21 protein-coding genes, 1 riboswitch and 1 other annotated feature are annotated in these 21070 nt (G+C 38.7%); of the genes, 20 read left to right on the forward strand and 1 reads right to left on the reverse strand.

The window, feature by feature from the left end; genetic code table 11:
- The first annotated feature begins 85 nt into the window (after positions 1 to 85).
- The 9 genes from EW028_RS14495 to EW028_RS14535 all read left to right on the forward strand — a co-directional run bounded on the left by EW028_RS14495 (position 86) and on the right by EW028_RS14535 (position 10974).
- Complete coding sequence (locus EW028_RS14495) at positions 86 to 1780, forward strand: AMP-binding protein (RefSeq protein WP_131521382.1); 1695 nt, start codon at positions 86 to 88, stop codon at positions 1778 to 1780.
- Positions 1781 to 1918: 138 nt separating this feature from the next.
- Complete coding sequence (locus EW028_RS14500; RefSeq protein ID WP_054549980.1) at positions 1919 to 2500, forward strand: fatty acid metabolism transcriptional regulator FadR; 582 nt, start codon at positions 1919 to 1921, stop codon at positions 2498 to 2500.
- Between the two features lie 14 nt (positions 2501 to 2514).
- The gene (locus tag EW028_RS14505; RefSeq protein WP_131521383.1) at positions 2515 to 3288 is read left to right on the forward strand and encodes an enoyl-CoA hydratase; all 774 of its coding nucleotides are present in this window, start codon (positions 2515 to 2517) and stop codon (positions 3286 to 3288) included.
- A 114-nt stretch (positions 3289 to 3402) separates the two neighbouring features.
- The gene (locus EW028_RS14510) at positions 3403 to 4176 is read left to right on the forward strand and encodes an electron transfer flavoprotein subunit beta/FixA family protein (protein ID WP_131521384.1); all 774 of its coding nucleotides are present in this window, start codon (positions 3403 to 3405) and stop codon (positions 4174 to 4176) included.
- Between the two features lie 47 nt (positions 4177 to 4223).
- On the forward strand, positions 4224 to 5201 hold the full coding sequence (locus tag EW028_RS14515; RefSeq protein ID WP_131521385.1) for an electron transfer flavoprotein subunit alpha/FixB family protein: 978 nt from the start codon (positions 4224 to 4226) through the stop codon (positions 5199 to 5201).
- A gap of 139 nt (positions 5202 to 5340) precedes the next feature.
- Positions 5341 to 5574, forward strand: a binding site (T-box leader).
- Between the two features lie 91 nt (positions 5575 to 5665).
- Positions 5666 to 6982, forward strand: a complete 1317-nt coding sequence (locus tag EW028_RS14520) for an amino acid permease (RefSeq protein ID WP_284705897.1) — start codon at positions 5666 to 5668, stop codon at positions 6980 to 6982.
- Between the two features lie 121 nt (positions 6983 to 7103).
- On the forward strand, positions 7104 to 7415 hold the full coding sequence (gene trxA, locus EW028_RS14525) for a thioredoxin (protein ID WP_004226420.1): 312 nt from the start codon (positions 7104 to 7106) through the stop codon (positions 7413 to 7415).
- Positions 7416 to 7538: 123 nt separating this feature from the next.
- Positions 7539 to 9329, forward strand: coding sequence for an excinuclease ABC subunit UvrC (gene uvrC, locus EW028_RS14530; protein WP_131521386.1), 1791 nt, complete (start codon positions 7539 to 7541; stop codon positions 9327 to 9329).
- A gap of 107 nt (positions 9330 to 9436) precedes the next feature.
- Positions 9437 to 9614, forward strand: a riboswitch (Lysine riboswitch).
- A 133-nt stretch (positions 9615 to 9747) separates the two neighbouring features.
- Positions 9748 to 10974, forward strand: a complete 1227-nt coding sequence (locus tag EW028_RS14535) for an aspartate kinase (protein ID WP_131521387.1) — start codon at positions 9748 to 9750, stop codon at positions 10972 to 10974.
- Positions 10975 to 11072: 98 nt separating this feature from the next.
- On the opposite strand, the gene EW028_RS14540 is transcribed toward EW028_RS14535, so the two are convergent.
- Positions 11073 to 11507 carry a YslB family protein gene (locus EW028_RS14540; RefSeq protein ID WP_048393678.1) on the reverse strand — a complete coding sequence of 145 codons (435 nt, stop codon included), beginning with the start codon at positions 11505 to 11507 and terminating at the stop codon, positions 11073 to 11075.
- 272 nt (positions 11508 to 11779) lie between these two features.
- Between EW028_RS14540 and EW028_RS14545 the strand changes: the two genes are divergently transcribed.
- From EW028_RS14545 to EW028_RS14595, 11 genes are all read left to right on the forward strand, one after another.
- Positions 11780 to 12388 carry a succinate dehydrogenase cytochrome b558 subunit gene (locus EW028_RS14545; protein ID WP_004226428.1) on the forward strand — a complete coding sequence of 203 codons (609 nt, stop codon included), beginning with the start codon at positions 11780 to 11782 and terminating at the stop codon, positions 12386 to 12388.
- Positions 12389 to 12454: 66 nt separating this feature from the next.
- On the forward strand, positions 12455 to 14209 hold the full coding sequence (gene sdhA / locus EW028_RS14550; protein ID WP_004226429.1) for a succinate dehydrogenase flavoprotein subunit: 1755 nt from the start codon (positions 12455 to 12457) through the stop codon (positions 14207 to 14209).
- Positions 14210 to 14214: 5 nt separating this feature from the next.
- The gene (gene sdhB / locus EW028_RS14555; protein WP_004226431.1) at positions 14215 to 14994 is read left to right on the forward strand and encodes a succinate dehydrogenase iron-sulfur subunit; all 780 of its coding nucleotides are present in this window, start codon (positions 14215 to 14217) and stop codon (positions 14992 to 14994) included.
- Positions 14995 to 15187: 193 nt separating this feature from the next.
- A complete protein-coding gene (locus tag EW028_RS14560; protein ID WP_131521388.1) occupies positions 15188 to 15652 on the forward strand; it encodes an acyl-CoA thioesterase in 465 nt (154 codons plus the stop codon).
- A 187-nt stretch (positions 15653 to 15839) separates the two neighbouring features.
- Positions 15840 to 16061 carry a helix-turn-helix domain-containing protein gene (locus tag EW028_RS14565; protein WP_004226437.1) on the forward strand — a complete coding sequence of 74 codons (222 nt, stop codon included), beginning with the start codon at positions 15840 to 15842 and terminating at the stop codon, positions 16059 to 16061.
- Positions 16062 to 16135: 74 nt separating this feature from the next.
- Positions 16136 to 16588: a MarR family winged helix-turn-helix transcriptional regulator gene (locus EW028_RS14570; protein WP_016991542.1), complete on the forward strand. Its 453-nt coding sequence runs from the start codon at positions 16136 to 16138 to the stop codon at positions 16586 to 16588.
- Between the two features lie 10 nt (positions 16589 to 16598).
- Positions 16599 to 17396 carry a glutamate racemase gene (racE, locus tag EW028_RS14575; protein ID WP_004226440.1) on the forward strand — a complete coding sequence of 266 codons (798 nt, stop codon included), beginning with the start codon at positions 16599 to 16601 and terminating at the stop codon, positions 17394 to 17396.
- A gap of 132 nt (positions 17397 to 17528) precedes the next feature.
- Entirely contained in the window at positions 17529 to 18278 is a 750-nt protein-coding gene (gene rph, locus EW028_RS14580; RefSeq protein WP_112116289.1) for a ribonuclease PH, read from the forward strand.
- 1 nt (position 18279) lies between these two features.
- Positions 18280 to 18873 carry an XTP/dITP diphosphatase gene (locus EW028_RS14585; protein ID WP_131521389.1) on the forward strand — a complete coding sequence of 198 codons (594 nt, stop codon included), beginning with the start codon at positions 18280 to 18282 and terminating at the stop codon, positions 18871 to 18873.
- A gap of 12 nt (positions 18874 to 18885) precedes the next feature.
- The gene (locus tag EW028_RS14590) at positions 18886 to 19389 is read left to right on the forward strand and encodes a metallophosphoesterase (protein WP_131521390.1); all 504 of its coding nucleotides are present in this window, start codon (positions 18886 to 18888) and stop codon (positions 19387 to 19389) included.
- A 129-nt stretch (positions 19390 to 19518) separates the two neighbouring features.
- The gene (locus EW028_RS14595) at positions 19519 to 20979 is read left to right on the forward strand and encodes a protein adenylyltransferase SelO (protein ID WP_131521391.1); all 1461 of its coding nucleotides are present in this window, start codon (positions 19519 to 19521) and stop codon (positions 20977 to 20979) included.
- The last annotated feature ends 91 nt before the right edge of the window (positions 20980 to 21070 follow it).

Below are 21070 nucleotides of genomic sequence, written 5' to 3' on the forward strand. Positions count from 1 at the left end.
TCTATTTTCTGTTTGAAACTGTATTTCTTTTTCATTATAATAAATATAAGAATTGACAAAGTTTGGGACAAAGGGGAGAGGACGTATGACAGCAAAACCATGGCTAGCAAATTATCCTGAAGAAGTACCATCGTCTTTAACGTTTGAGGAAATTCCAGTGCAAGAGTTTTTGACACGTGCCTATAAAAAGAATCCATCCAAAGTAGCGATTCATTTTATGGGAAAGGATTTGACGTACACCGAGCTATATGAGTCAGCTTTAAGGTTCGCAAACTATTTACAAACACTAGGTGTGGAAAAGGGAGATCGAGTAGCAATTATGTTGCCTAACACGCCACAAAGTGTAATCGCTTACTATGGTGCCATGTATGCAGGTGCTGTTGTAGTACAAACAAATCCACTTTATACTGAACGTGAGCTTCAATATCAAATGGCTGATTCAGGAGCAAAGGTTATTCTTGTCATGGATATTTTATATCCGAGAGTCATGAAAATTATGAAAGAGACTGCTCTTGAAAATGTCATTGTGACAGCTATTAAGGATTATTTACCATTCCCAAAAAATTTAGTCTATCCATTTATTCAAAAAAAGCAGTATGGCTTTAGTGTCAAGGTTGAACATAGCGGTCAAAATCATCTGTTTTCAGAAATAATGCGTTCAGCACCAATTAAGATAATTGACAATATGCCATTTGATTTTGAAGAAGACCTAGCACTCCTTCAATATACGGGTGGGACAACAGGTTTCCCAAAAGGCGTTATGCTGACCCATAAAAATTTAATTGCCAATACGACAATGTGTGATGCTTGGATGTATAAATGTGTTCATGGTGAAGAAACCATTATGGGCATTCTACCATTCTTCCACGTCTATGGCATGACAACTGTTATGCTTTTATCTGTATTCACTCAAAATAGAATGGTGCTATTACCGAAGTTTGATGCAGAAACGGCATTAAAAACAATTGATAAACAAAAACCAACTCTGTTCCCCGGCGCACCAACCTTATACATCGGCCTTTTAAATCACCCAGACATTGCGAATTATGATTTATCATCCATTAAGGCATGCCTAAGTGGCTCTGCTTCATTGCCGATTGAAGTGCAAGAGAAGTTTGAGGCGGTGACTGGTGGAAAGCTAGTAGAAGGATATGGGTTAACTGAAACCTCACCTGTAACACATGCTACGCCAATTTGGGGGAAGCGGGTGATTGGCTCGATTGGTTTACCTTGGCCAAATACAGAAGCGGTTATTTTACGTACAGGTGATACAGAAGAGCTACCTATTGGTGAAGTTGGTGAAATTGCTGTTAAAGGACCACAAGTAATGAAGGGCTACTGGAACCGTCCGGAGGATACAGCAGCGACATTTGCTGATGGTTGGTTTTTAACAGGTGATCTTGGTTATATGGATGAGCAAGGCTTCTTCTATGTAGTAGATCGTAAAAAAGATTTAATAATAGCAGGCGGCTTTAATATTTATCCACGTGAAGTAGAAGAAGTGTTATATGAACGTGAAGAGATCCAAGAGTGCGTAGTAGCAGGCATACCTGATCCGTATCGTGGTGAAACAGTTAAAGCTTATATTGTATTAAAAGAAGGATATTCGATTACTGAGGACGAATTAAATAAATATTGCCGTCAGCATCTAGCAGCTTTTAAAGTTCCGCGTTATTATGAATTTAGAGAAGAGCTGCCAAAAACAGCTGTAGGAAAAATTTTGCGTCGTACGTTAGTTGAAGAAGAAAAAACAAAATTAGCGAATAAAGAAGCGAAATAAATACGTGTGAAAGTATTGACAAGCAATGCTGTAAAATATAATATGAAAATATGAATGAATGACCATTCATATTTTCATATTTTTTTAGGTTTACACGTCATATCGACGTGCGCATGTTTTTTAGGTGGTGATATAAAAGTGAAACGAGATAAGCCAAAATATAAACAAATTATTGATGCAGCTGTCATCGTTATTGCGGAAAATGGGTATCACCAAGCGCAAGTATCGAAAATCGCCAAACAGGCAGGGGTGGCCGATGGAACAATCTATTTATATTTTAAAAATAAAGAAGATATATTAATTTCTGTCTTTAATGAAAAAATGGCTGTTTTTGTAGAGTCATTACAAGATATAATAGAAAAGGGGAGTACGTCTAAAGACAAACTTTCACGAATGATTGAAAATCATTTTAATGTTCTAGCGACAGATCGATACCTAGCAACTGTCACACAATTAGAGCTTCGCCAGTCAAACAAAGACTTACGATTAAAAATTAATTCCGTATTGCGCGAGTATTTACAGCTACTTGACCAAATTTTAATCGAGGGTATGCTTACAGGTGAGTTCAATCAGACGATGGATGTACGCTTGGCTCGACAAATGGTTTTTGGAACAATTGATGAAACTATTACGTCGTGGGTTATGAATGACTATCGATATGATTTGATGGAACAGGTTCCAAAGGTTCAGGCATTAATCCTGAACGGCATTAAAGCTTAAAAGGATGTGGAGAAATGGAATTTCTAAGTTGGAAAGTAGAAGATGGAGTAGCGATTATTACAATTGCACGTCCACCAGCAAATGCATTATCTCGCGGTATTATTGCAGAAGTTAACGCTGTGCTAGATGCTGTAGAACACGATGATGCTGTAAGAGTCCTTGTACTTCATGGTGAAGGCCGTTTCTTCTCTGCAGGGGCAGATATTAAAGAATTTATTGGGGTAGAATCTGGAGAGGAATTTACAAAGCTAGCTAGCAACGGGCAGCAGGTTTTTGAGCGTGTTGAATCGTTTTCTAAGCCTGTAATTGCAGCCATCCATGGTGCGGCATTAGGCGGAGGGCTTGAGTTAGCAATGAGCTGTCATATGCGATTTGTCACTGAATCAGCAAAATTAGGTTTACCTGAATTACAATTAGGTCTTATTCCTGGTTTTGGTGGTACACAGCGCTTACCACGCTATGTTGGAGTAGCTAAGGCTGCTGAAATGATGTTTACAAGTGAACCAATCTCTGGTAACGAAGCTGTTCAGTGGGGCTTAGCAAACCGTTCATTCCCAGACGAAGCATTGCTAGAAGAAACGTTAAAGATTGCTAAGAGCATTGCTAAGAAAAGCCCAATTGCTTTAAAAGCAGCTATTCAAACATTGCAATATGCAAAGCATGCATCATTCTATGAAGGCATTGAAGCAGAGGCGAAATCCTTTGGGACAGTATTTGTCACAGAAGATGCCAAAGAAGGAATTCAAGCATTCATTGAAAAGCGTGAGCCTGTGTTTACTGGCAAATAATTTTCCAAATGTCGATAGCAACGTTCAGTATGTTATCGGCGTTAACGAAACTGAAAATATATAATATTTATAAGTTTACTTAGAATTATAAAACGTTCCAGGAGGTATGGATATATGAACATTTTTGCATTAATTAAACGTACGTTTGATACAGAAGAAAAAATCGTTGTGTCGGGTGGTAAAATCCAAGAGGACGGCGCAGAATTCATTATCAACCCTTATGATGAATATGCCATTGAAGAAGCAATCCAAGTTCGCGATGCTGCTGGTGGTAAAGTAACAGTGGTGACAATTGGTGGCGAGGATGCAGAGAAGCAATTACGTACAGCGCTTGCTATGGGAGCAGACGAAGCAGTGCTTATTAATACAGAAGATGATTTAGATGAGCTAGACCAAAATGCAGCAGCTTATCTACTAGCAGAATACTTAAAAGATAAAGATGCAGATTTAATTTTAACAGGAAATGTTGCGATTGATGGTGGTTCAGGGCAAGTAGGTCCACGTGTAGCTGATCTATTGGATATGAATTATGTTACTACGATTACAAAACTTGAAATTGACGGAACATCTGCGAAAATTGTTCGAGATATCGAAGGGGATTCAGAGGTAATTGAAACTTCTTTACCGTTATTAGTAACTGCTCAGCAAGGTTTAAATGAGCCTCGTTACCCATCTCTACCAGGTATTATGAAAGCGAAAAAGAAACCGCTTGCAGAGCTTGAGTTAGATGATTTAGATATCGATGAAGATGATGTAGAAGTGAAGATTGAAACAGTAGACATCTTCTTACCAGCTCAAAAAGCAGCAGGCCGTATTTTAGAAGGCGACCTTTCTGCACAAGCAAAAGAACTGGTAAATCTACTTCACACGGAAGCAAAGGTTGTTTAATTATTGGATGTCAATCGAATCTTAAAGGGTAACGGAGGGAATATGCTATGTCAAAAAAAGTATTAGTATTAAGTGAAGTTCGTGAAGGAAGCTTACGTAATGTTTCTTTCGAAGCAATTGCAGCTGCAAAACAAATCGCTGATGGTGGCGAAGTTGTTGGGGTACTTTTAGGGGATGCTGTAGTAGGTTTAACAGGTCCACTATTTGAATATGGTGCTGATCGAGTAGTAACAGTGGAACATCCACATTTAAAACAATATACATCTGATGGCTATAGTCAAGCACTATTAGCTGTTATCGAGCAAGAACAACCAGCAGGTATTGTCTTTGGTCATACAGCAAATGGGAAAGATTTATCGCCAAAAATTGCAAGCAAATTGCAAGCAGGTCTGGTATCTGATGTCACTGCTATTGAAGGTGCCGGCGATGATGTGGTATTCATCCGACCAATTTACTCTGGTAAAGCCTTTGAAAAGGTAAAAGTTAAAGAAGGCGTTGTTTTAGCTTCTATTCGTCCAAATAACATTACACCTTTAGAAAAAGCAGATGGAAAAACAGGTGATGTGTCTGCAATCACTGTAGAGATTACAAACCTGCGAACAATTATTAAAGAAGTTGTTCGTAAATCTTCAGAAGGTGTAGATCTTTCAGAAGCGAAAGTAGTTGTTGCTGGTGGTCGTGGTGTGAAATCAGAAGAAGGTTTCGAGCCATTAAAAGAGTTAGCTGATTTACTAGGCGGTGCAGTAGGTGCATCACGTGGTGCATGTGACGCTGAATACTGTGATTACTCGCTGCAAATCGGACAAACAGGTAAGGTTGTAACACCAGATCTTTATATTGCAGCAGGTATTTCGGGCGCAATTCAGCATTTAGCTGGAATGTCCAATTCAAAAGTCATTGTTGCTATCAATAAAGATCCTGAAGCAAATATTTTCAAAGTAGCGGATTATGGTATCGTAGGAGATTTATTTGAAGTTATTCCGCTTCTAATTGAAGAATTTAAAGCATTAAAAGTGAATGCGTAATACAGATGCAGGAAGGGATAACCCTTCCTGTTTTTTTATATTGCTTTCCATTTTAAAAAGTACTATTTGAAAATTATTGCAAAATAAAATATTGACATAATTAACGATAGACATTATAGTGATGGATACATTAATGATTTGAAACGCAAAGATTAGGAGTAGTAAAAGCTCGTTATTCGGTGAAGAGAGCTGCGGGTTGGTGCAACGCAGACCAATAAGACTTTGAACTTGCCTATGAGTGGTAACACAAATAGAATTATCAGATTATTCTATTTGTTTGACGATTAACCTTCGTTACAAGGTTTTTTAAGCTGGGTTCTCAAGAGCCAATTAGAGTGGTACCGCGGTTTGCTGATAGCATATCGTCTCTTCTTTCATTTGATGATGAAGGAATAGATGGTATGCTTTTTTGATATTTAGGAGGTAAGAAAGTGGAAAAAAACAAGCAACAATTAACAAGAACAATGACCTCGCGTCATATCACGATGATGGCGTTAGGTGGTGCCATTGGTGCGGGATTATTTAAAGGAAGTAGTGCAGCCATTGATATGGCAGGACCATCTGTGCTGATTGCGTATTTAATCGGCGGCATTATTTTATTATTTGTTATGCAAGGCTTAGCAGAAATGGCCGTGCGTAATAAAGAAGCGAGAACCTTTAGAGATTTAGTGCAATCCGTGTTAGGTAAATACCCTGCGTATTTCCTAGATTGGATCTACTGGAAAATGTGGGTTTTAAATATTGCAGCAGAGTCTGTCGTGGCTGCTATCTTTATTCAATATTGGTTACCAGAATATCCAATTTGGATACTGGCACTATCTGTTTCTGTGTTAGTAACAGCGATTAATTTATTATCCGTAAAAATCTTTGCAGAAACAGAATATTGGCTAGCATTAATCAAAATTACTGTTATTATTGTCTTTATCATTGCAGGACTTATTTTATTGCTTGTGACGTTTGGAAATCATAGTGCTGTTGGTTTTGCTAACTTAACGGAGCATGGTGGGTTCTTCCCTAATGGCTCGACGGGATTAATTGCTGCCATGCTTGTAGTTATCTACTCCTATGGTGGGACAGAAATCATCGGGATTACATTAGCTGAAACGAAAAATCCGGAAAAAGTAGTGCCAAAAGCTGTTCGCAGTACATTAGTACGTATTGTTACTTTTTATTTACTGCCATTCTTTATTATCGTAAGCTTGATTCCTTGGAATGAAGTAAATGGGGTTCCTGAAAGCCCGTTTGTCATGGTTTTTAAAATGGTTGGTATTCCAGGGGCAGACCATATTATGAACGCTGTTGTTTTACTTGCCATTATTTCATCAATGAATTCAGGACTGTATGGTTCATCACGCGTACTCTATACACAGGCTGTAGATGGACGTGTGCCTAAAATCTTTGCTTATTTATCGAAACGAAAAGTACCAGTATATGCTATTTTAATGTGTACTTTAGCGATGTATTTAGGGGTCATTTTATCTTTATATGCGGGAAGCAAAACATTTGATTTTCTAATGGGATCACTTGGTTATACTGTGTTATTTATTTGGTTAATTATTGCGATTGCTCATTTAAAATCACGTAAAAAACAAGCAGAGCACACAAGTGCCTATGAAGTAAAATGGTTCCCTTATACGACTTGGATAGCTATATTGGCGTTAAGTGCGATTCTCATCGGAATTATTTTCACCACATCTATTATTGTGACAGGCATTACGTTAGCTATTTACCTTTTTATTACGTTAACCTATGTATTGAAGGGTCGTTATCAAGTCAATTAATGACTGTGTATTGATTTTTCGACACAGATTTGCATAAAAAATACATTGTAGGCAGATTGTTCGCTCAAGTGAATTTATCCATGCTATACTACAAGCATAGTAAGTTTAAGGAGGATTTCAAATGGCAATTGTACATGCAACAGATGCTACGTTCCAGGACGATATTAAAGAAGGGTTAGTACTAGTAGACTTTTGGGCTGCTTGGTGCGGACCATGTAAAATGATTGGGCCAGTTCTTGAAGAAATGGACGCAGCAGGTAGTGCGGCTAAAATTGTAAAAGTTGACGTTGACAATAACCAAGGTACTGCAGCTCAGTATCAAATTATGTCAATCCCATCTTTACTATTATTTAAAGATGGAGAATTAGTTGACAAAACAGTAGGCTTCCAACCAAAAGAAGCTTTAGAAGCATTTATCGCAAAACATGCGTAATGAATGAAGTTCACAAAGCCGAGCCATCAATGGATGTGTTCGGCTTTTTTTCGTTATATAATAAAGAAAATAACTAACATGATTCTAATGAGGGGAATTTTTACTTAGGGGGGCAGGTAGGTAATGAACGATTTAATAAAGCGAAAACTGGATATTTTACCAGATCAACCTGGCTGCTATTTGATGAAGGATCGACAAGGGACTATCATTTATGTCGGTAAAGCAAAAGTTCTAAAAATCCGTGTACGCTCTTATTTTACGGGAACACATGAAGGGAAAACGCAAAGGCTTGTAGGTGAAATAGAAGATTTTGAGTATATTGTAACGTCATCAAATATTGAAGCACTTATTTTAGAGCTGAATCTCATCAAATTACATGATCCAAAATATAATGTCATGTTAACGGATGATAAGACCTATCCATATTTAAAAATTACGAATGAAAAACATCCTCGTCTGATTACGACACGGAAGGTAAAAAAGGATAAGGCAAAATATTTTGGTCCTTATCCGAATGCCTATGCAGCAAGTGAAACGAAAAAGCTATTGGATCGATTGTATCCGCTGCGCAAATGTGTACAATTACCTTCCAAGGTTTGCTTGTACTATCACATGGGTCAATGCTTAGCACCTTGTGTGAAGGAAATTGATGGTCAGGTTTATCAAGAAATGATTGAGGATATGACGAAGTTTCTAAATGGTGGTGTGGAGGCAGTCAAAAAAGAGCTTGAAGTTAAAATGCTAGCAGCTGCAGAAAACCTAGAATTTGAGCGAGCGAAGGAATTCCGAGACCAAATTGCCCATATTGATACGGTTATGCAGAAACAAAAAATAGTTTCAAGTGATACAACAAATCGAGATGTATTTGGCTATGCTGTTGAAAAAGGATGGATGTGTGTTCAGGTTTTCTTTGTGCGCCAAGGAAAGCTGATTGAGCGCGATGTCTCAATTTTCCCGATCTATCAAGATGCAGAGGAAGAATTTTTAACATTTGTTGGGCGCTTTTATGAAAAGCCAGAGCATATTAAGCCAAAAGAAATTTTTATTCCACAAGCCATTGATGCAGCTATCTTAACAGAATTATTAGAAATTAAAGTGCTCACACCGAAAAGAGGTCAAAAGAAGGAATTGGTTGAATTAGCTACCAAAAATGCTGAAATTGCTGTGGCAGCTAAATTCCAGCTAATAGAGCGCCAGGAAGAACGTACGATTGGTGCTTGTGAGGCACTTGGCAAAGCAATGGGTATTAGTACTCCTTTACGAATTGAAGCTTTTGATAATAGTCATATGCATGGAACGGATGCAGTGTCTGCTATGGTTGTTTTCATTGATGGGAAGCCTGCGAAAAAGGAGTACCGAAAATATAAAACGCGTACAGCAGCCAAGCATGATGATTACGGTGCAATGCAGGAGGTTATACGTCGTCGCTATATCCGTGTTTTAAAGGAAGGACTACCATTACCAGATTTAGTCTTAATTGATGGTGGTAAGGGACAAATGGAAGTAGCCCGTGAAGTACTAGAAGATGAGCTTGGTCTTGTTATACCGATTGCTGGTTTAGCCAAGGATGATAAGCATAATACATCTCAGCTCTTGTTCGGTGATCCACCAGAAGTGATTAGCTTAAAACGTACAAGTGATGGCTTTTATTTATTACAACGAATTCAAGACGAAGTCCATCGCTTTGCTATTACCTTCTTGCGTCAACAGCATGAGAAGCATGCCATTCAATCTGTATTAGATCATATTGAAGGGGTAGGACCAAAACGAAAGCAACAGCTTCTTAAACATTTCGGTTCAGTCAAAAAAATTCGAGAGGCGAGCGAGCTAGCATTACAGGAGGCTGGGATGCCCGCTAATTTAGCAAGCCAAATTTTTAGCTATTTTCAGCAACAATCATTGTCAAAGGAATAGGCATGTGCTATGGTTATAAATAACATTGTTTTCAATGTTATGGAGAGCCAACTGCGTGACTAGTTTGTTTACGCTAAGGCTTAATGAATTGAATACATTCACTTTAAAGTGATGATAGAGGTGCAAGATTCAAGAGTAACACAATGGAGGATGGACAAGTCCAGAGATATTGTGTGAAAGGGGAGCTTGCCGAAGTACAGTATTGTTGTTCCATTACTGTACTGGTTTTGCATTTAAGAAATGTAAGACTGTCGATTCTAAACGTTTCGGAGAGCTATCACACATGCGCAAGTTACGATTATTGTACATGTTATAGGCAGCTTTCACGTTATGTGGAGGCTGCCTTTTAGTTTTCTAGAAACGGTTTTACCCCCCATAATTTGGTGAAATACATGAACTGGAAGGGAGAACGAAAGAAATGGCTAAAGTCGTGATGAAGTTTGGAGGAGCTGCATTAGCTTCTACTGAACAAATCCAAGAGGCTGCTAGGAAAGCGATTGCTGAAAAGGACAAAGGATTGGATGTAGTAGTGGTCGTTGCAGCAATGGGACACACTGCGAAAGAGATGAAAATGATGGTACACCAACTAACTGACGATGTGTCGAAAAGAGAATTAGATGCAGTTTTGTCAACTGGCTCTCAATTATCTAGTGCTTTATTTGCCATTGCCTTGCAGGAAGCAGGCTATGAGGCTGTGTCTCTAACTGGATGGCAAGCTGGTATACATACGGATGGTATGTATCAACATGCTCGTATCGACTATATAGATATTAGTCGTATGGAAGAACATTTTGCACAGGGACAAATTGTGGTTATTGCTGGAGAACAAGGGATTGACGAAGTGCACAATATCACCACGCTTGGAAAAGGTGGAGCTGAAACAGCTGCTGTTGCACTTGCCATAGCGTTGGAAGCGGAGAGAGTAGATATGTATACAAATGTGGATGGTGTTTATACAGCAGATCCACGATATGTTCCCAATGCCCAAAAGCTTCAAGAAATTTCATATGATGAAATGTTGGAATTATCGAATTTAGGGTCTCATATCATACATCCTCGTGCGGTGGAGTTAGCGAAGAAATTTCAAATGCCTGTTATTATACGTTCAAGTTTAATAGAATCAGTAGGCACTTTATTGAAGGAGGAAGTGGAAATGGAAAAAAATTTAGTCGTTCGTGGTGTTGCATTTGAATCAGATATTATTCGTTTAACAGTAGGGTATGATGCTTTTTCCAATGCTTTATTAGCAGATATATTTACGGTTCTTGCAGAGAACCGTATTAATGTAGATATTATTGTCCAAGCCATTATTGATGGGTTGAAGCCAACTGTATCGTTTTCCATTTTAAAAGAGGAATTTGCGGAAGCATTACGTGTTTTAGAGGATAGTAAATTATCACTTGGATTTAGTTTTGCTGACTTCGAAATTGGACTAGCAAAAGTTTCTATTATTGGTTCAGGCATGGCTTCCAATCCAGGCGTTGCTGCTCGTATGTTTGATCGGTTACGTCGTGAAAATATCCCTGTAAAAATGGTTAGTACTTCTGAAATAAAAGTGTCCGTTGTTGTACCACAGGATGATATGATCCAAGCAGCTAATGCTCTCCATGATGAGTTTAATTTAGAGCAAGCACTTTACATATAATAATAGAAGAAACAGCATTTTATGTAATTGACCGAAATAAAAGGAAGAAAAAAGAAGGATTGTCATCCCATTCTTTACTGGGAAACAATCCTTTTTAATTATTCTGAGGGAATGGTATTCATAATACGTTCTTTAACGTCCCATTTGACTGTAAACATGACGTATTGTTGCTTTTCCCGTTTTTCATTATAGCATTCTGTTAGGTAGCCTTTAGCTAGTTGAATTTGCTCTGCTATAAATCCAGCTTCAAGTTTAAAGCTGCGCTGCTTTATTTGCAGAATTTCAGGGTCATTTGTCAACTGGAAAATACGTCCATCTTTTGATTCCTTTATGAGTTCTAATGTACCCCAGCAGGCATCTGCGAAAAATGCGATAAGTTCATCTTGACTTTTACATGGGAACTTGCGAGCAAGCTCTTTACCTGCCCAATATAGGACGTCATCTTCATGTTTACCAAGTATAGAAGATAGAATATGATCACGAATGATCTCATAGCCAAATGATGAGATTGTAGGAGATGGAGTGTTTAACATTGTTATCCTTCTTTCTTAGAATTTTCTTAAAATTTAACGGTAATAAAGTAATGATAGATTTTTCGAGAAAAAACGACGCATCATGTACTAGATTAGTTCTTTAATAAGCTCTATGAAAAACTCCGAGTTGCCTTGACGCTCGTAGCTCTTGAGAGTACAATAAACATGTCATAATATTGTACCATGATGAAATACACAGTCAATGAAGTATCATTTACAAAATGATGACTTCTTTTGTTGTGCTATTTTAAGTACTAAGGGGGGTAACAGTCTTGTCGAAAGATCGAGAGTTTTTATGGCGTCGCTTACATTCTCTACTTGGGATCATTCCAGTAGGTCTGTTTTTAACGATGCACCTGTTCATTAACTTTACAGCAACAGGCGGGGCAGAAAGTTACAACGATGCTACCGCAGTAATGGAAAAGATTCCATTCCTTATCCTAGTTGAATGGATTGTCATCTATATTCCATTAATGTTCCACGCATTCTATGGTGTCTACATTGCATTCACTGCTACACCAAACACTGGACGTTTCAGCACGTACCGTAACTGGATGTTCTCTTTACAACGTTTTACTGGTGTATTCTTAGTGATATTCATTGCATGGCATATTTTCCAAACTCGTATTCAAAAAGCACTTGGCACACACGTTGATTACGACATGATGGCGAATATTGTTGCTAATCCATTCATGCTTGGATTCTACATTGTTGGTATTTTATCAGCAACTTTCCACTTATCTAACGGTTTATGGGCATTCCTAGTAAGCTGGGGTATTACACAATCTCCTCAGTCTCAAAAGATCGCTACTTACGTAACAAACATTCTTTTCGTAATTCTAAGTGTAGTTGGTGTGGCTGCTATTTTAGCTTTCGTATAATTCAATAGAAGCTACGATAGAGCACATGCAATCATTGCAATTTTTTAAGAGGAGTGAGAAATAATCATGGCGAAAAGCAAAATAATTGTTGTCGGCGGTGGTCTTGCCGGTCTGATGGCAACGATTAAAGCAGCTGAAGTTGGTACTGAAGTTGATTTATTCTCATTAGTTCCTGTAAAACGCTCACACTCTGTTTGTGCGCAAGGCGGAATTAATGGTGCGGTAAATACTAAAGGTGAAGGGGATTCTCCATGGATCCACTTTGATGATACAGTATATGGTGGGGACTTCCTAGCGAACCAACCACCAGTAAAAGGTATGTGTGATGCAGCACCTGGCATTATCCACTTAATGGACCGTATGGGTGTTATGTTCAACCGTACACCAGAAGGGCTTTTAGATTTCCGTCGTTTTGGTGGTACTTTAATGCACCGTACAGCTTTCTCTGGTGCAACAACTGGTCAACAATTACTATATGCGCTAGATGAGCAAGTTCGTTCTCATGAAGTAGCTGGTTTAGTAAATAAATATGAACACTGGGAATTCCTTGGTGTTATTATCGATGAAGACGGCGTTTGTCGTGGTATCGTAGCGCAAGATATGCGTACAGAAGAAATTAAATCATTCCGTGCAGACGCTGTTATTATGGCGACTGGTGGCCCTGGTATTATCTTCGGTAAAACAACAAACTCTGTTATTAACACAGGTTCTGCTGCTTCTATCGTTTATCAACAAGGTGCTTCATATGCGAATGGTGAATTCATTCAAATTCACCCAACAGCGATTCCTGGAGATGACAAAAACCGTCTAATGTCAGAATCAGCTCGTGGTGAAGGTGGTCGTATTTGGACTTATAAAGACGGTAAACCTTGGTACTTCCTAGAAGAAAAATACCCAGCTTATGGTAACTTAGTACCACGTGATATTGCAACACGTGAAATTTTCGACGTTTGTGTAAACCAAAAACTTGGTATCAATGGCGAAAACATGGTATACCTAGATCTTTCACATAAAGATCCACATGAATTGGATGTTAAACTTGGTGGTATCATCGAAATCTACGAAAAATTCGTAGGGGATGACCCACGTAAATTACCAATGAAAATTTTCCCAGCAGTTCACTATTCAATGGGTGGATTATGGGTTGACTACAATCAAATGACTGAAATTCCTGGTCTATTTGCAGCAGGTGAATGTGATTACTCTCAACATGGTGCAAACCGTCTTGGTGCAAACTCATTATTATCTGCTATCTACGGTGGTATGGTTGCAGGACCAAACGCAGTAGACTATGTAAAACACCTTAAAAAGCATGCTGAAGATCTTCCACAAGAGATTTACGATGCTCGTGTAAAAGAGGAACAAGCGAAATGGGATGCTATCATGAAAATGGAAGGCACAGAAAACGCTTACTTACTGCATAAAGAGCTTGGTGAAATGATGACTGCTACAATGACTGTAGTACGTTACAATGATCAGCTTGAAGATACATTGAAAAAACTTGATGAGCTTACTGAGCGTTGGAACAACATCAACATCAATGATACGCAAAAATGGAGCAATCAAGGCGCACACTTTACACGTCAGCTTAAAAATATGTTAGTGCTTGCAAAAGTAATGACAAAAGGTGCACTATTACGTAATGAATCTCGTGGTGCACACTATAAACCTGATTTCCCTAACCGTGATGACGAGAACTTCTTAAAAACAACAATGGCGAAGTTTGACCCAGCTACTGGTAATCCAATCATCACGTACCAAGAAGTCGACGTTTCATTAATCCCACCACGTAAACGCGACTACTCTGCGAAAGGAGACTAAAAGTTATGCAAATCGCAGCAAATACTGGAAGAATGGTCAAAGTGGAAATCTTACGTCAAGATACACAAGGCGGCAATAGCTACTGGCAAAAATTCCAAGTGCCTTACCGTCATGGTATGAACGTAATTTCAATTTTAATGGAAATTCAAAAAAATCCTGTTACTGAAGATGGTGTAAACACATCACCAGTATCATGGGATATGAACTGTTTAGAAGAAGTTTGTGGTGCATGTTCAATGGTGATCAATGGCCGTCCGCGTCAATCATGTTCTACACTAGTAGACCAATTGACAGAGCCGATTAAATTGGAGCCAATGAAAACATTCCCTGTTATTCGTGACCTACAAGTTGACCGTGAACGTATGTTCAACGCGCTTAAAAAAGTTAAAGCATGGGTACCAATCGATGGTACGTATGATTTAGGTGAAGGTCCACGTATGCCAGAAGGTAAACGTCAATGGGCTTATGAACTATCTAAATGTATGACTTGTGGTGTATGTATGGAAGCATGTCCAAACGTGTCTGAAAAGGCTTCATTCATCGGACCAGCTCCATTATCACAAGTACGTCTTTTCAACACTCACCCAACTGGTGCTATGATTAAAGATGAACGTTTAAATGCGATTATGGGTGACGGTGGCCTTGCAAACTGTGGTAACTCTCAAAACTGTGTTGCTGCATGTCCAAAAGGTATTCCTTTAACAACATCCATCGCTTCATTAAACCGTGCAACTACAGTGCAAATGTTCCGTAACTTCTTCGGTTCTGACCACTACGTAGACTAATATACGGACAAGCTGAACTCCCTTACACGAAGTGTAAGGGAGTTTTTTAAAGTTATAGAAATGAAATTTATCAAGTGTTATTTACGTTTTTTCTATGATAATATAGTATTTTCTTTTATAATGAATATGTATTCATTTTGTTTGCCGTTGATTGATAAAAGACGGGCAATTACATGACAGGGGATGGTATATCATGAAGGCAAATTATATCGATAATTTTCAAGAGTGGGAAAAGGGTTTTTCATTTTTTAGTGAGGTACGAGTGCGATTTTCAGAAACAGACATGTATGGTCATATGAACAATACGATTAGCTTTACATATTTTGAGCAGGCAAGAATTGATTACTTCCGACATTTAGGAATTTTAATGCCCTCAGTTGGAGAAGAGAATGTGAAATCTATACCCATTGTAGCCGATTTACAATGTGATTATGTAAGGCAGGTTTTCTTTGATGATGTACTACGAATCTATACAAAAATCGCGCAAGTTGGGAATTCGTCGCTGGACATTCACTATCTAGCAAAAAATCAAAAGGACGAAATCTGTTTCACTGGTCGTGGCACAATTGTGCAAATGGATCCTCGTACAGGTAAAAGTGTGCCGATTTCAGAGGAAGAAAAAACAAAATTCATTCAGTTGGCCATTCTGCCTCACTAGTTCAATATATAAGTATATGTAAATTAAGTGAAATAGTAGGTTTTACTTTTTACGTAAAATTTATGAATGTAACAATGTAATTTTCGAAATTTTTAAGGAAACATGGAATAATCATGCAAATAGCCGTCACCGCTTCCTGCCCCTTAACATAAGTTACAATACGTGCGGGGGAGGAGGGTGTAACTGAATGAATGGCTCTCATCATCGTTCTCTTTTAACAAACCGAGAACGTGAAATATTTGCGCTTTTATTAGCTGAAAAAACAACGAGAGATATTGCAGAGCAGCTTGGTATTAGTGAAAAAACAGTGCGAAATCACATTTCCAATACAATTCAAAAGCTAGGTGTAACGAATCGATCTCAGGCGTTAATTGAGCTGTTACGCTTGGAAGAATTTAAATTAGACTAATGGACACTTGCTATTTCGTGAAAAAAACGACAAAATAGAACTATTCAACGTATTTTTAGGAGTGAAATAGTTATATGTCGGATGAAGTAACAAAGCACTCACCTGAAACCGTTGCAACGGTTGAAAAGGAATTACGCTATATAGCGGCCATCGTGAAGCAAAAGGGAAGAGAAATTGTTTCCGATTATGCGATTACGCCGCCACAATTTGTTGCATTACAGTGGTTAGAAGAGCTTGGTGATATTACAATTGGCGAATTATCAAACCGTTTATATTTAGCTTTTAGCACGACAACAGATTTAGTGGACCGAATGGAGAAAAATGAATTAGTCAAGCGTGTGCGTGATGAAAATGATCGCCGTGTCGTTGTCGTTCATCTTCTCGAAAAGGGCGAACGTATCATTCAAGAAGTAATTGAAAAAAGACAGCAATATTTGCAAGAGATGCTTGTTGGTTTTAATGAACAAGAAGTCGCGCAATTATCAAGCTATTTAGAAAAACTACATGTACACATGAAACAGGATTGAGGCGGAAAGTATGAATGCCCCGATAGGCGTTATTGACTCAGGAGTAGGCGGTTTAACCGTAGCAAAAGAAATCATGAAGCGATTGCCAAACGAAACGATTTATTATATTGGCGATACAGCAAGGTGTCCGTATGGTCCAAGAAGTCGTCAGGAAGTACGGAATTTTACTTGGCAAATGGCAAAAGCACTCGAAAAAATGAATGTTAAGATGCTCGTTATAGCTTGTAATACAGCGACTGCAGTAGCACTCGAAAGTTTACAAAGAAATATGCCTTTTCCAGTACTAGGTGTTATCAATGCTGGCGCACGTGCAGCTGTAAAAAAAACGAAGCGACATGAAGTCGTTGTGCTTGCAACAGAAGGAACAATTAAAAGTGGGGCGTATGAAGAAGCCTTATTGTCACTCAATACGTCAACACATATTATTCCACTAGCTTGTCCCACATTCGTACCACTTGTAGAAAGTGGCGAATATAAAGGTGACTTTGCAAATAATTTAATAGCAGAAGGCTTAAAGCCGTTGAAAAATCGACAATTTGATACGGTTATTTTAGGGTGTACACATTATCCTATTTTACAAAAACAAATTGAAGCTGTTGTCGGAGAAGATGTGAATGTTTTATCTTCTGCGGAGGAAACAGCAAAGGATGTACAGGAAATGTTAGCGTATAATGGCACTTTAGCAAATGCAAATGCGGTGCCTGCTCATAGATTTTTTGCAACTGGTTCTGTCCCAATTTTCCGTTCGATTGCTGAGAATTGGTTAGAGCAAGGTACTCTCGACATAAAACGTATCACATTAAAATAAAAAATCAGCTTAGCAACAGGCTAGGCTGATTTTTTACGTTTTTAGCATTGTACATAAGCCACCGAGTACTTTTTTGATGGCACAAATTATGATAAGATGAGGGCGCGAAAGTTTTTAGGAGGAACGAAATATATGACAAGATATGATGGTAGAAATGCAGATGGGCTACGACCTGTGAAAATAGATAGTGAGTATCTATTACACCCTGAAGGCTCCGTATTAATTCAAGTAGGCAATACAAAAGTAATTTGCACCGCAACGATTGAAGACAAGGTACCTGGTTTTCTACGTGGGCAAGGGAAAGGGTGGATTACAGCCGAGTATTCCATGCTGCCTCGTGCAACCGCTCAACGTACACCACGTGAATCCTCTCGTGGGAAAGTCAATGGTCGTACAATGGAGATACAGCGCTTGATTGGGCGTGCATTGCGTGCTGTAGTCGATTTAGAGGCGCTAGGCGAACGTACTGTATGGATTGACTGTGATGTCATTCAAGCGGATGGCGGTACTCGTACAGCATCCATTACGGGAGCATTTGTTGCCATGACACAGGCCATTGCTAAATTTGCTGAAGAAAAGCCATTTGAAAAATTCCCAGTAACAGACTTTTTAGCAGCTACAAGTGTTGGGATCGTTGAAGAACAAGGCGCTATTCTTGATTTAAATTATGTAGAAGATGTGGCTGCAGCTGTTGATATGAACATTGTGATGACAGGCGCAGGACGATTTGTTGAATTACAAGGTACTGGTGAGGAAGCTACTTTTTCTCGTGAAGAACTAAATGAATTGTTAGCATTAGGTGAAAAAGGCATACAACAATTAGTGGAGCTTCAAAAAATAACGCTTGGTGAACTGGCACACAAAGTTGGAGGGAATCAATAATATGAAACAAGTAGTCATCGCCACAAAAAATAAAGGAAAAGCAAAAGATTTTGAAGCATTATTTGGACCACTTGGTTATGAAGTCGTAACAATGTTTGAAGTGGCACCAGATATGGAAATAGAAGAAACAGGAACAACATTCGAAGAAAATGCCATCTTAAAAGCAGAAGCATTGGCGAAGGAGCTTAATACCATTGTTATTGCAGATGACAGTGGTTTAGCAGTAGATGCATTAAAAGGTGAGCCAGGTGTGTACTCCGCTCGCTATGCTGGTGACCATGACGATGAAGCAAACATGATTAAACTGTTAGAAAATTTACAAGGCGTCGAAGATGACAAACGTACAGCACGTTTTTGCTGCTGTATTGCAATTGCAGGACCTGATTTCGCAACAACAACGGTATTTGGTACATGTGAAGGCGTCATTGCCCATGAAAAGCGCGGAACGAATGGCTTTGGCTATGATCCAATCTTTTTTGTGCCAAGCTTAAATCGAATGATGGCTGAGCTTTCACAAGAGGAAAAGGGTTCTATTTCTCACCGAGGCAATGCAATTCGCAAGTTAAAGGAGCAATTACCGAATCTTATCAAATAAGAGGTGATATCCATGAAAATGCTTGTTATGAGCGATACACATGGTGACAGCCATGTCATCGAAAAGGTTAGAGGTTTTTATCCTGAAATAGATATTGTGGTTCATTGTGGAGATAGTGAACTTCCCTATTCACATGAGGCATTAGAAGGATTGAAAAAAGTACGTGGAAACTGTGATCGTGAGAAAGCTTTCCCTGAAGAAGAAATTTTCATGGTCCATGATGTAAAGATTTTTGTGACACACGGTCATTTATTCAATGTGAAAAATTCCATCTTATCATTATCCTATCGTGCTAAAGAAGTAGGTGCACAGATCGTTTGCTTTGGTCATTCACATATTCTTGGTGCCGAAATGATGGATGATATCCTATTTTTAAATCCAGGCAGCTTATTAAAACCACGTGGTCGTAAAGAGAAAAGCTTTGCTGTTGTGGAAATCAATGCGACATCTTTTAAAGTTGATTGCATGACAGATGATAATCAATGTATGGCTACATATACATTTGATCGACAATAATAGAGAAAATCCGCATAACTAGTAAAGTATGCGGATTTTTATTTGGGCTACTGATAATGGTAAAATTGCCTATGAATGATTCATGCTGAAATAGCAAAAATAAATCGTAAAGGCAATAAAGGAGAAAATATGAAAAAAACAATTGGCTGGCATTTTGATAATAGTTACGTTCAACTACCAAGTATTTTTTATTCCGACATATCGTTAAATCCTGTTCGTTCACCAAAATTGATCTTATTAAATGAATCAGTTGCAGCCTCACTTGGGTTAGACATTCAGGCTTTAAAGAGTGAGGAAGCATTAGCCGTTTTAGCTGGTAATACAACTCCAGAAGGTGGCGAACCGATTGCACAGGCTTACGCAGGGCATCAATTTGGTCATTTTAATATGCTAGGTGACGGTAGGGCTCTATTATATGGGGAGCAAATCACACCTCAAAAGGAACGGTATGATATTGCTTTAAAAGGATCAGGTAGAACACCTTATTCTCGCGGTGGAGACGGGCGAGCCGCATTAGGTCCAATGCTAAGAGAATATATTATTAGTGAAGCGATGTTTGCACTAGGGATCCCAACTTCACGTAGTCTAGCAGTAGTCACTACAGGTGAAATGATTATTCGAGAAACGGAACTACCAGGCGCTATTGTCACAAGAGTTGCAAGTAGTCATTTGCGGGTAGGGACATTTCAATATGCTGCGCAATGGGGGACAGATGAGGAGCTACAGCTTTTAGCTGATTATGCAATAGAACGACATTACGCAGCTAATATTGGCAATCAAAATCGTTATCTTTATTTGTTAAATGAAGTCATAAAGAAACAAGCCTCCCTTATAGCAAAGTGGCAGTTAGTGGGCTTTATCCATGGCGTCATGAACACCGATAATATGACCATTAGCGGTGAAACCATTGATTATGGTCCTTGTGCATTCATGGACATCTATGATCCTGCGACTGTGTTTAGCTCGATTGATCACCAAGGACGCTATGCTTATGGAAATCAGCCCAATATCGGTGGCTGGAATTTAACGCGCTTAGCAGAGTCCTTACTACCTTTAATTGATGATGATCAAGAAAAAGCCATTCAACTGGCACAAGAAACGCTACAACAGTATCCAAAATTATATGTAGAAAATTGGTTGGAAGGTATGCGTGCAAAGCTAGGCATTTTTAATGAGGAGCAAGAAGACATCAAGCTTGTTGAAGAGCTTCTTCAGCTTCTTCAGCAATATCAAGCTGATTATACGAATACATTTATCGCCTTAACATTTGAGCAATTGGAGGATTCCCCATTATTTAATGCATCAGCTTTTAAAGACTGGCATCACAAATGGCAAGCTCGATTAGCGAGACAGCAGCAAACAAAAGACATGTCACAACAATTAATGCGTCAACATAATCCAGCTGTTATTCCACGAAACCACAGGGTAGAAGAAGCTTTGGAAGCGGCTGTAGAACAAGGCGATTATAGTGTGATGAACAACTTACTAAAAGTCCTAGCCCAGCCATATGCTCATACGAAAGACCAACAAGAATACGCTTCATTACCTGAACCGACTAATCAACCATATCGTACGTTTTGTGGCACATAACTAAAAACGAGAGCTATTTATTCTCTCGTTTTTTATTTGTAAAGGCACTCTACCGTATTCAAACGCATATTCTATGTATGAATAAAAATAA

The organism is Lysinibacillus sp. OL1 (assembly GCF_004332175.1).
Classification (GTDB): domain Bacteria; phylum Bacillota; class Bacilli; order Bacillales_A; family Planococcaceae; genus Lysinibacillus; species Lysinibacillus capsici.

What these genes read in the sequence shown, in the direction of transcription:
- EW028_RS14590 (WP_131521390.1), top strand. Translation starts at nt 18,886, where the DNA reads ATGAAAATGCTTGTTATGAGCGATACACATGGTGACAGCCATGTCATC.
- sdhB (WP_004226431.1), top strand. Translation starts at nt 14,215, where the DNA reads ATGCAAATCGCAGCAAATACTGGAAGAATGGTCAAAGTGGAAATCTTA.
- EW028_RS14595 (WP_131521391.1), top strand. Translation starts at nt 19,519, where the DNA reads ATGAAAAAAACAATTGGCTGGCATTTTGATAATAGTTACGTTCAACTA.
- rph (WP_112116289.1), top strand. Translation starts at nt 17,529, where the DNA reads ATGACAAGATATGATGGTAGAAATGCAGATGGGCTACGACCTGTGAAA.
- EW028_RS14535 (WP_131521387.1), top strand. Translation starts at nt 9,748, where the DNA reads ATGGCTAAAGTCGTGATGAAGTTTGGAGGAGCTGCATTAGCTTCTACT.
- EW028_RS14495 (WP_131521382.1), top strand. Translation starts at nt 86, where the DNA reads ATGACAGCAAAACCATGGCTAGCAAATTATCCTGAAGAAGTACCATCG.
- EW028_RS14520 (WP_284705897.1), top strand. Translation starts at nt 5,666, where the DNA reads ATGACCTCGCGTCATATCACGATGATGGCGTTAGGTGGTGCCATTGGT.
- EW028_RS14565 (WP_004226437.1), top strand. Translation starts at nt 15,840, where the DNA reads ATGAATGGCTCTCATCATCGTTCTCTTTTAACAAACCGAGAACGTGAA.
- EW028_RS14510 (WP_131521384.1), top strand. Translation starts at nt 3,403, where the DNA reads ATGAACATTTTTGCATTAATTAAACGTACGTTTGATACAGAAGAAAAA.
- EW028_RS14505 (WP_131521383.1), top strand. Translation starts at nt 2,515, where the DNA reads ATGGAATTTCTAAGTTGGAAAGTAGAAGATGGAGTAGCGATTATTACA.
- sdhA (WP_004226429.1), top strand. Translation starts at nt 12,455, where the DNA reads ATGGCGAAAAGCAAAATAATTGTTGTCGGCGGTGGTCTTGCCGGTCTG.
- racE (WP_004226440.1), top strand. Translation starts at nt 16,599, where the DNA reads ATGAATGCCCCGATAGGCGTTATTGACTCAGGAGTAGGCGGTTTAACC.
- EW028_RS14540 (WP_048393678.1), bottom strand. Translation starts at nt 11,507, where the DNA reads ATGTTAAACACTCCATCTCCTACAATCTCATCATTTGGCTATGAGATC.
- EW028_RS14560 (WP_131521388.1), top strand. Translation starts at nt 15,188, where the DNA reads ATGAAGGCAAATTATATCGATAATTTTCAAGAGTGGGAAAAGGGTTTT.
- EW028_RS14585 (WP_131521389.1), top strand. Translation starts at nt 18,280, where the DNA reads ATGAAACAAGTAGTCATCGCCACAAAAAATAAAGGAAAAGCAAAAGAT.
- EW028_RS14515 (WP_131521385.1), top strand. Translation starts at nt 4,224, where the DNA reads ATGTCAAAAAAAGTATTAGTATTAAGTGAAGTTCGTGAAGGAAGCTTA.
- uvrC (WP_131521386.1), top strand. Translation starts at nt 7,539, where the DNA reads ATGAACGATTTAATAAAGCGAAAACTGGATATTTTACCAGATCAACCT.
- trxA (WP_004226420.1), top strand. Translation starts at nt 7,104, where the DNA reads ATGGCAATTGTACATGCAACAGATGCTACGTTCCAGGACGATATTAAA.
- EW028_RS14570 (WP_016991542.1), top strand. Translation starts at nt 16,136, where the DNA reads ATGTCGGATGAAGTAACAAAGCACTCACCTGAAACCGTTGCAACGGTT.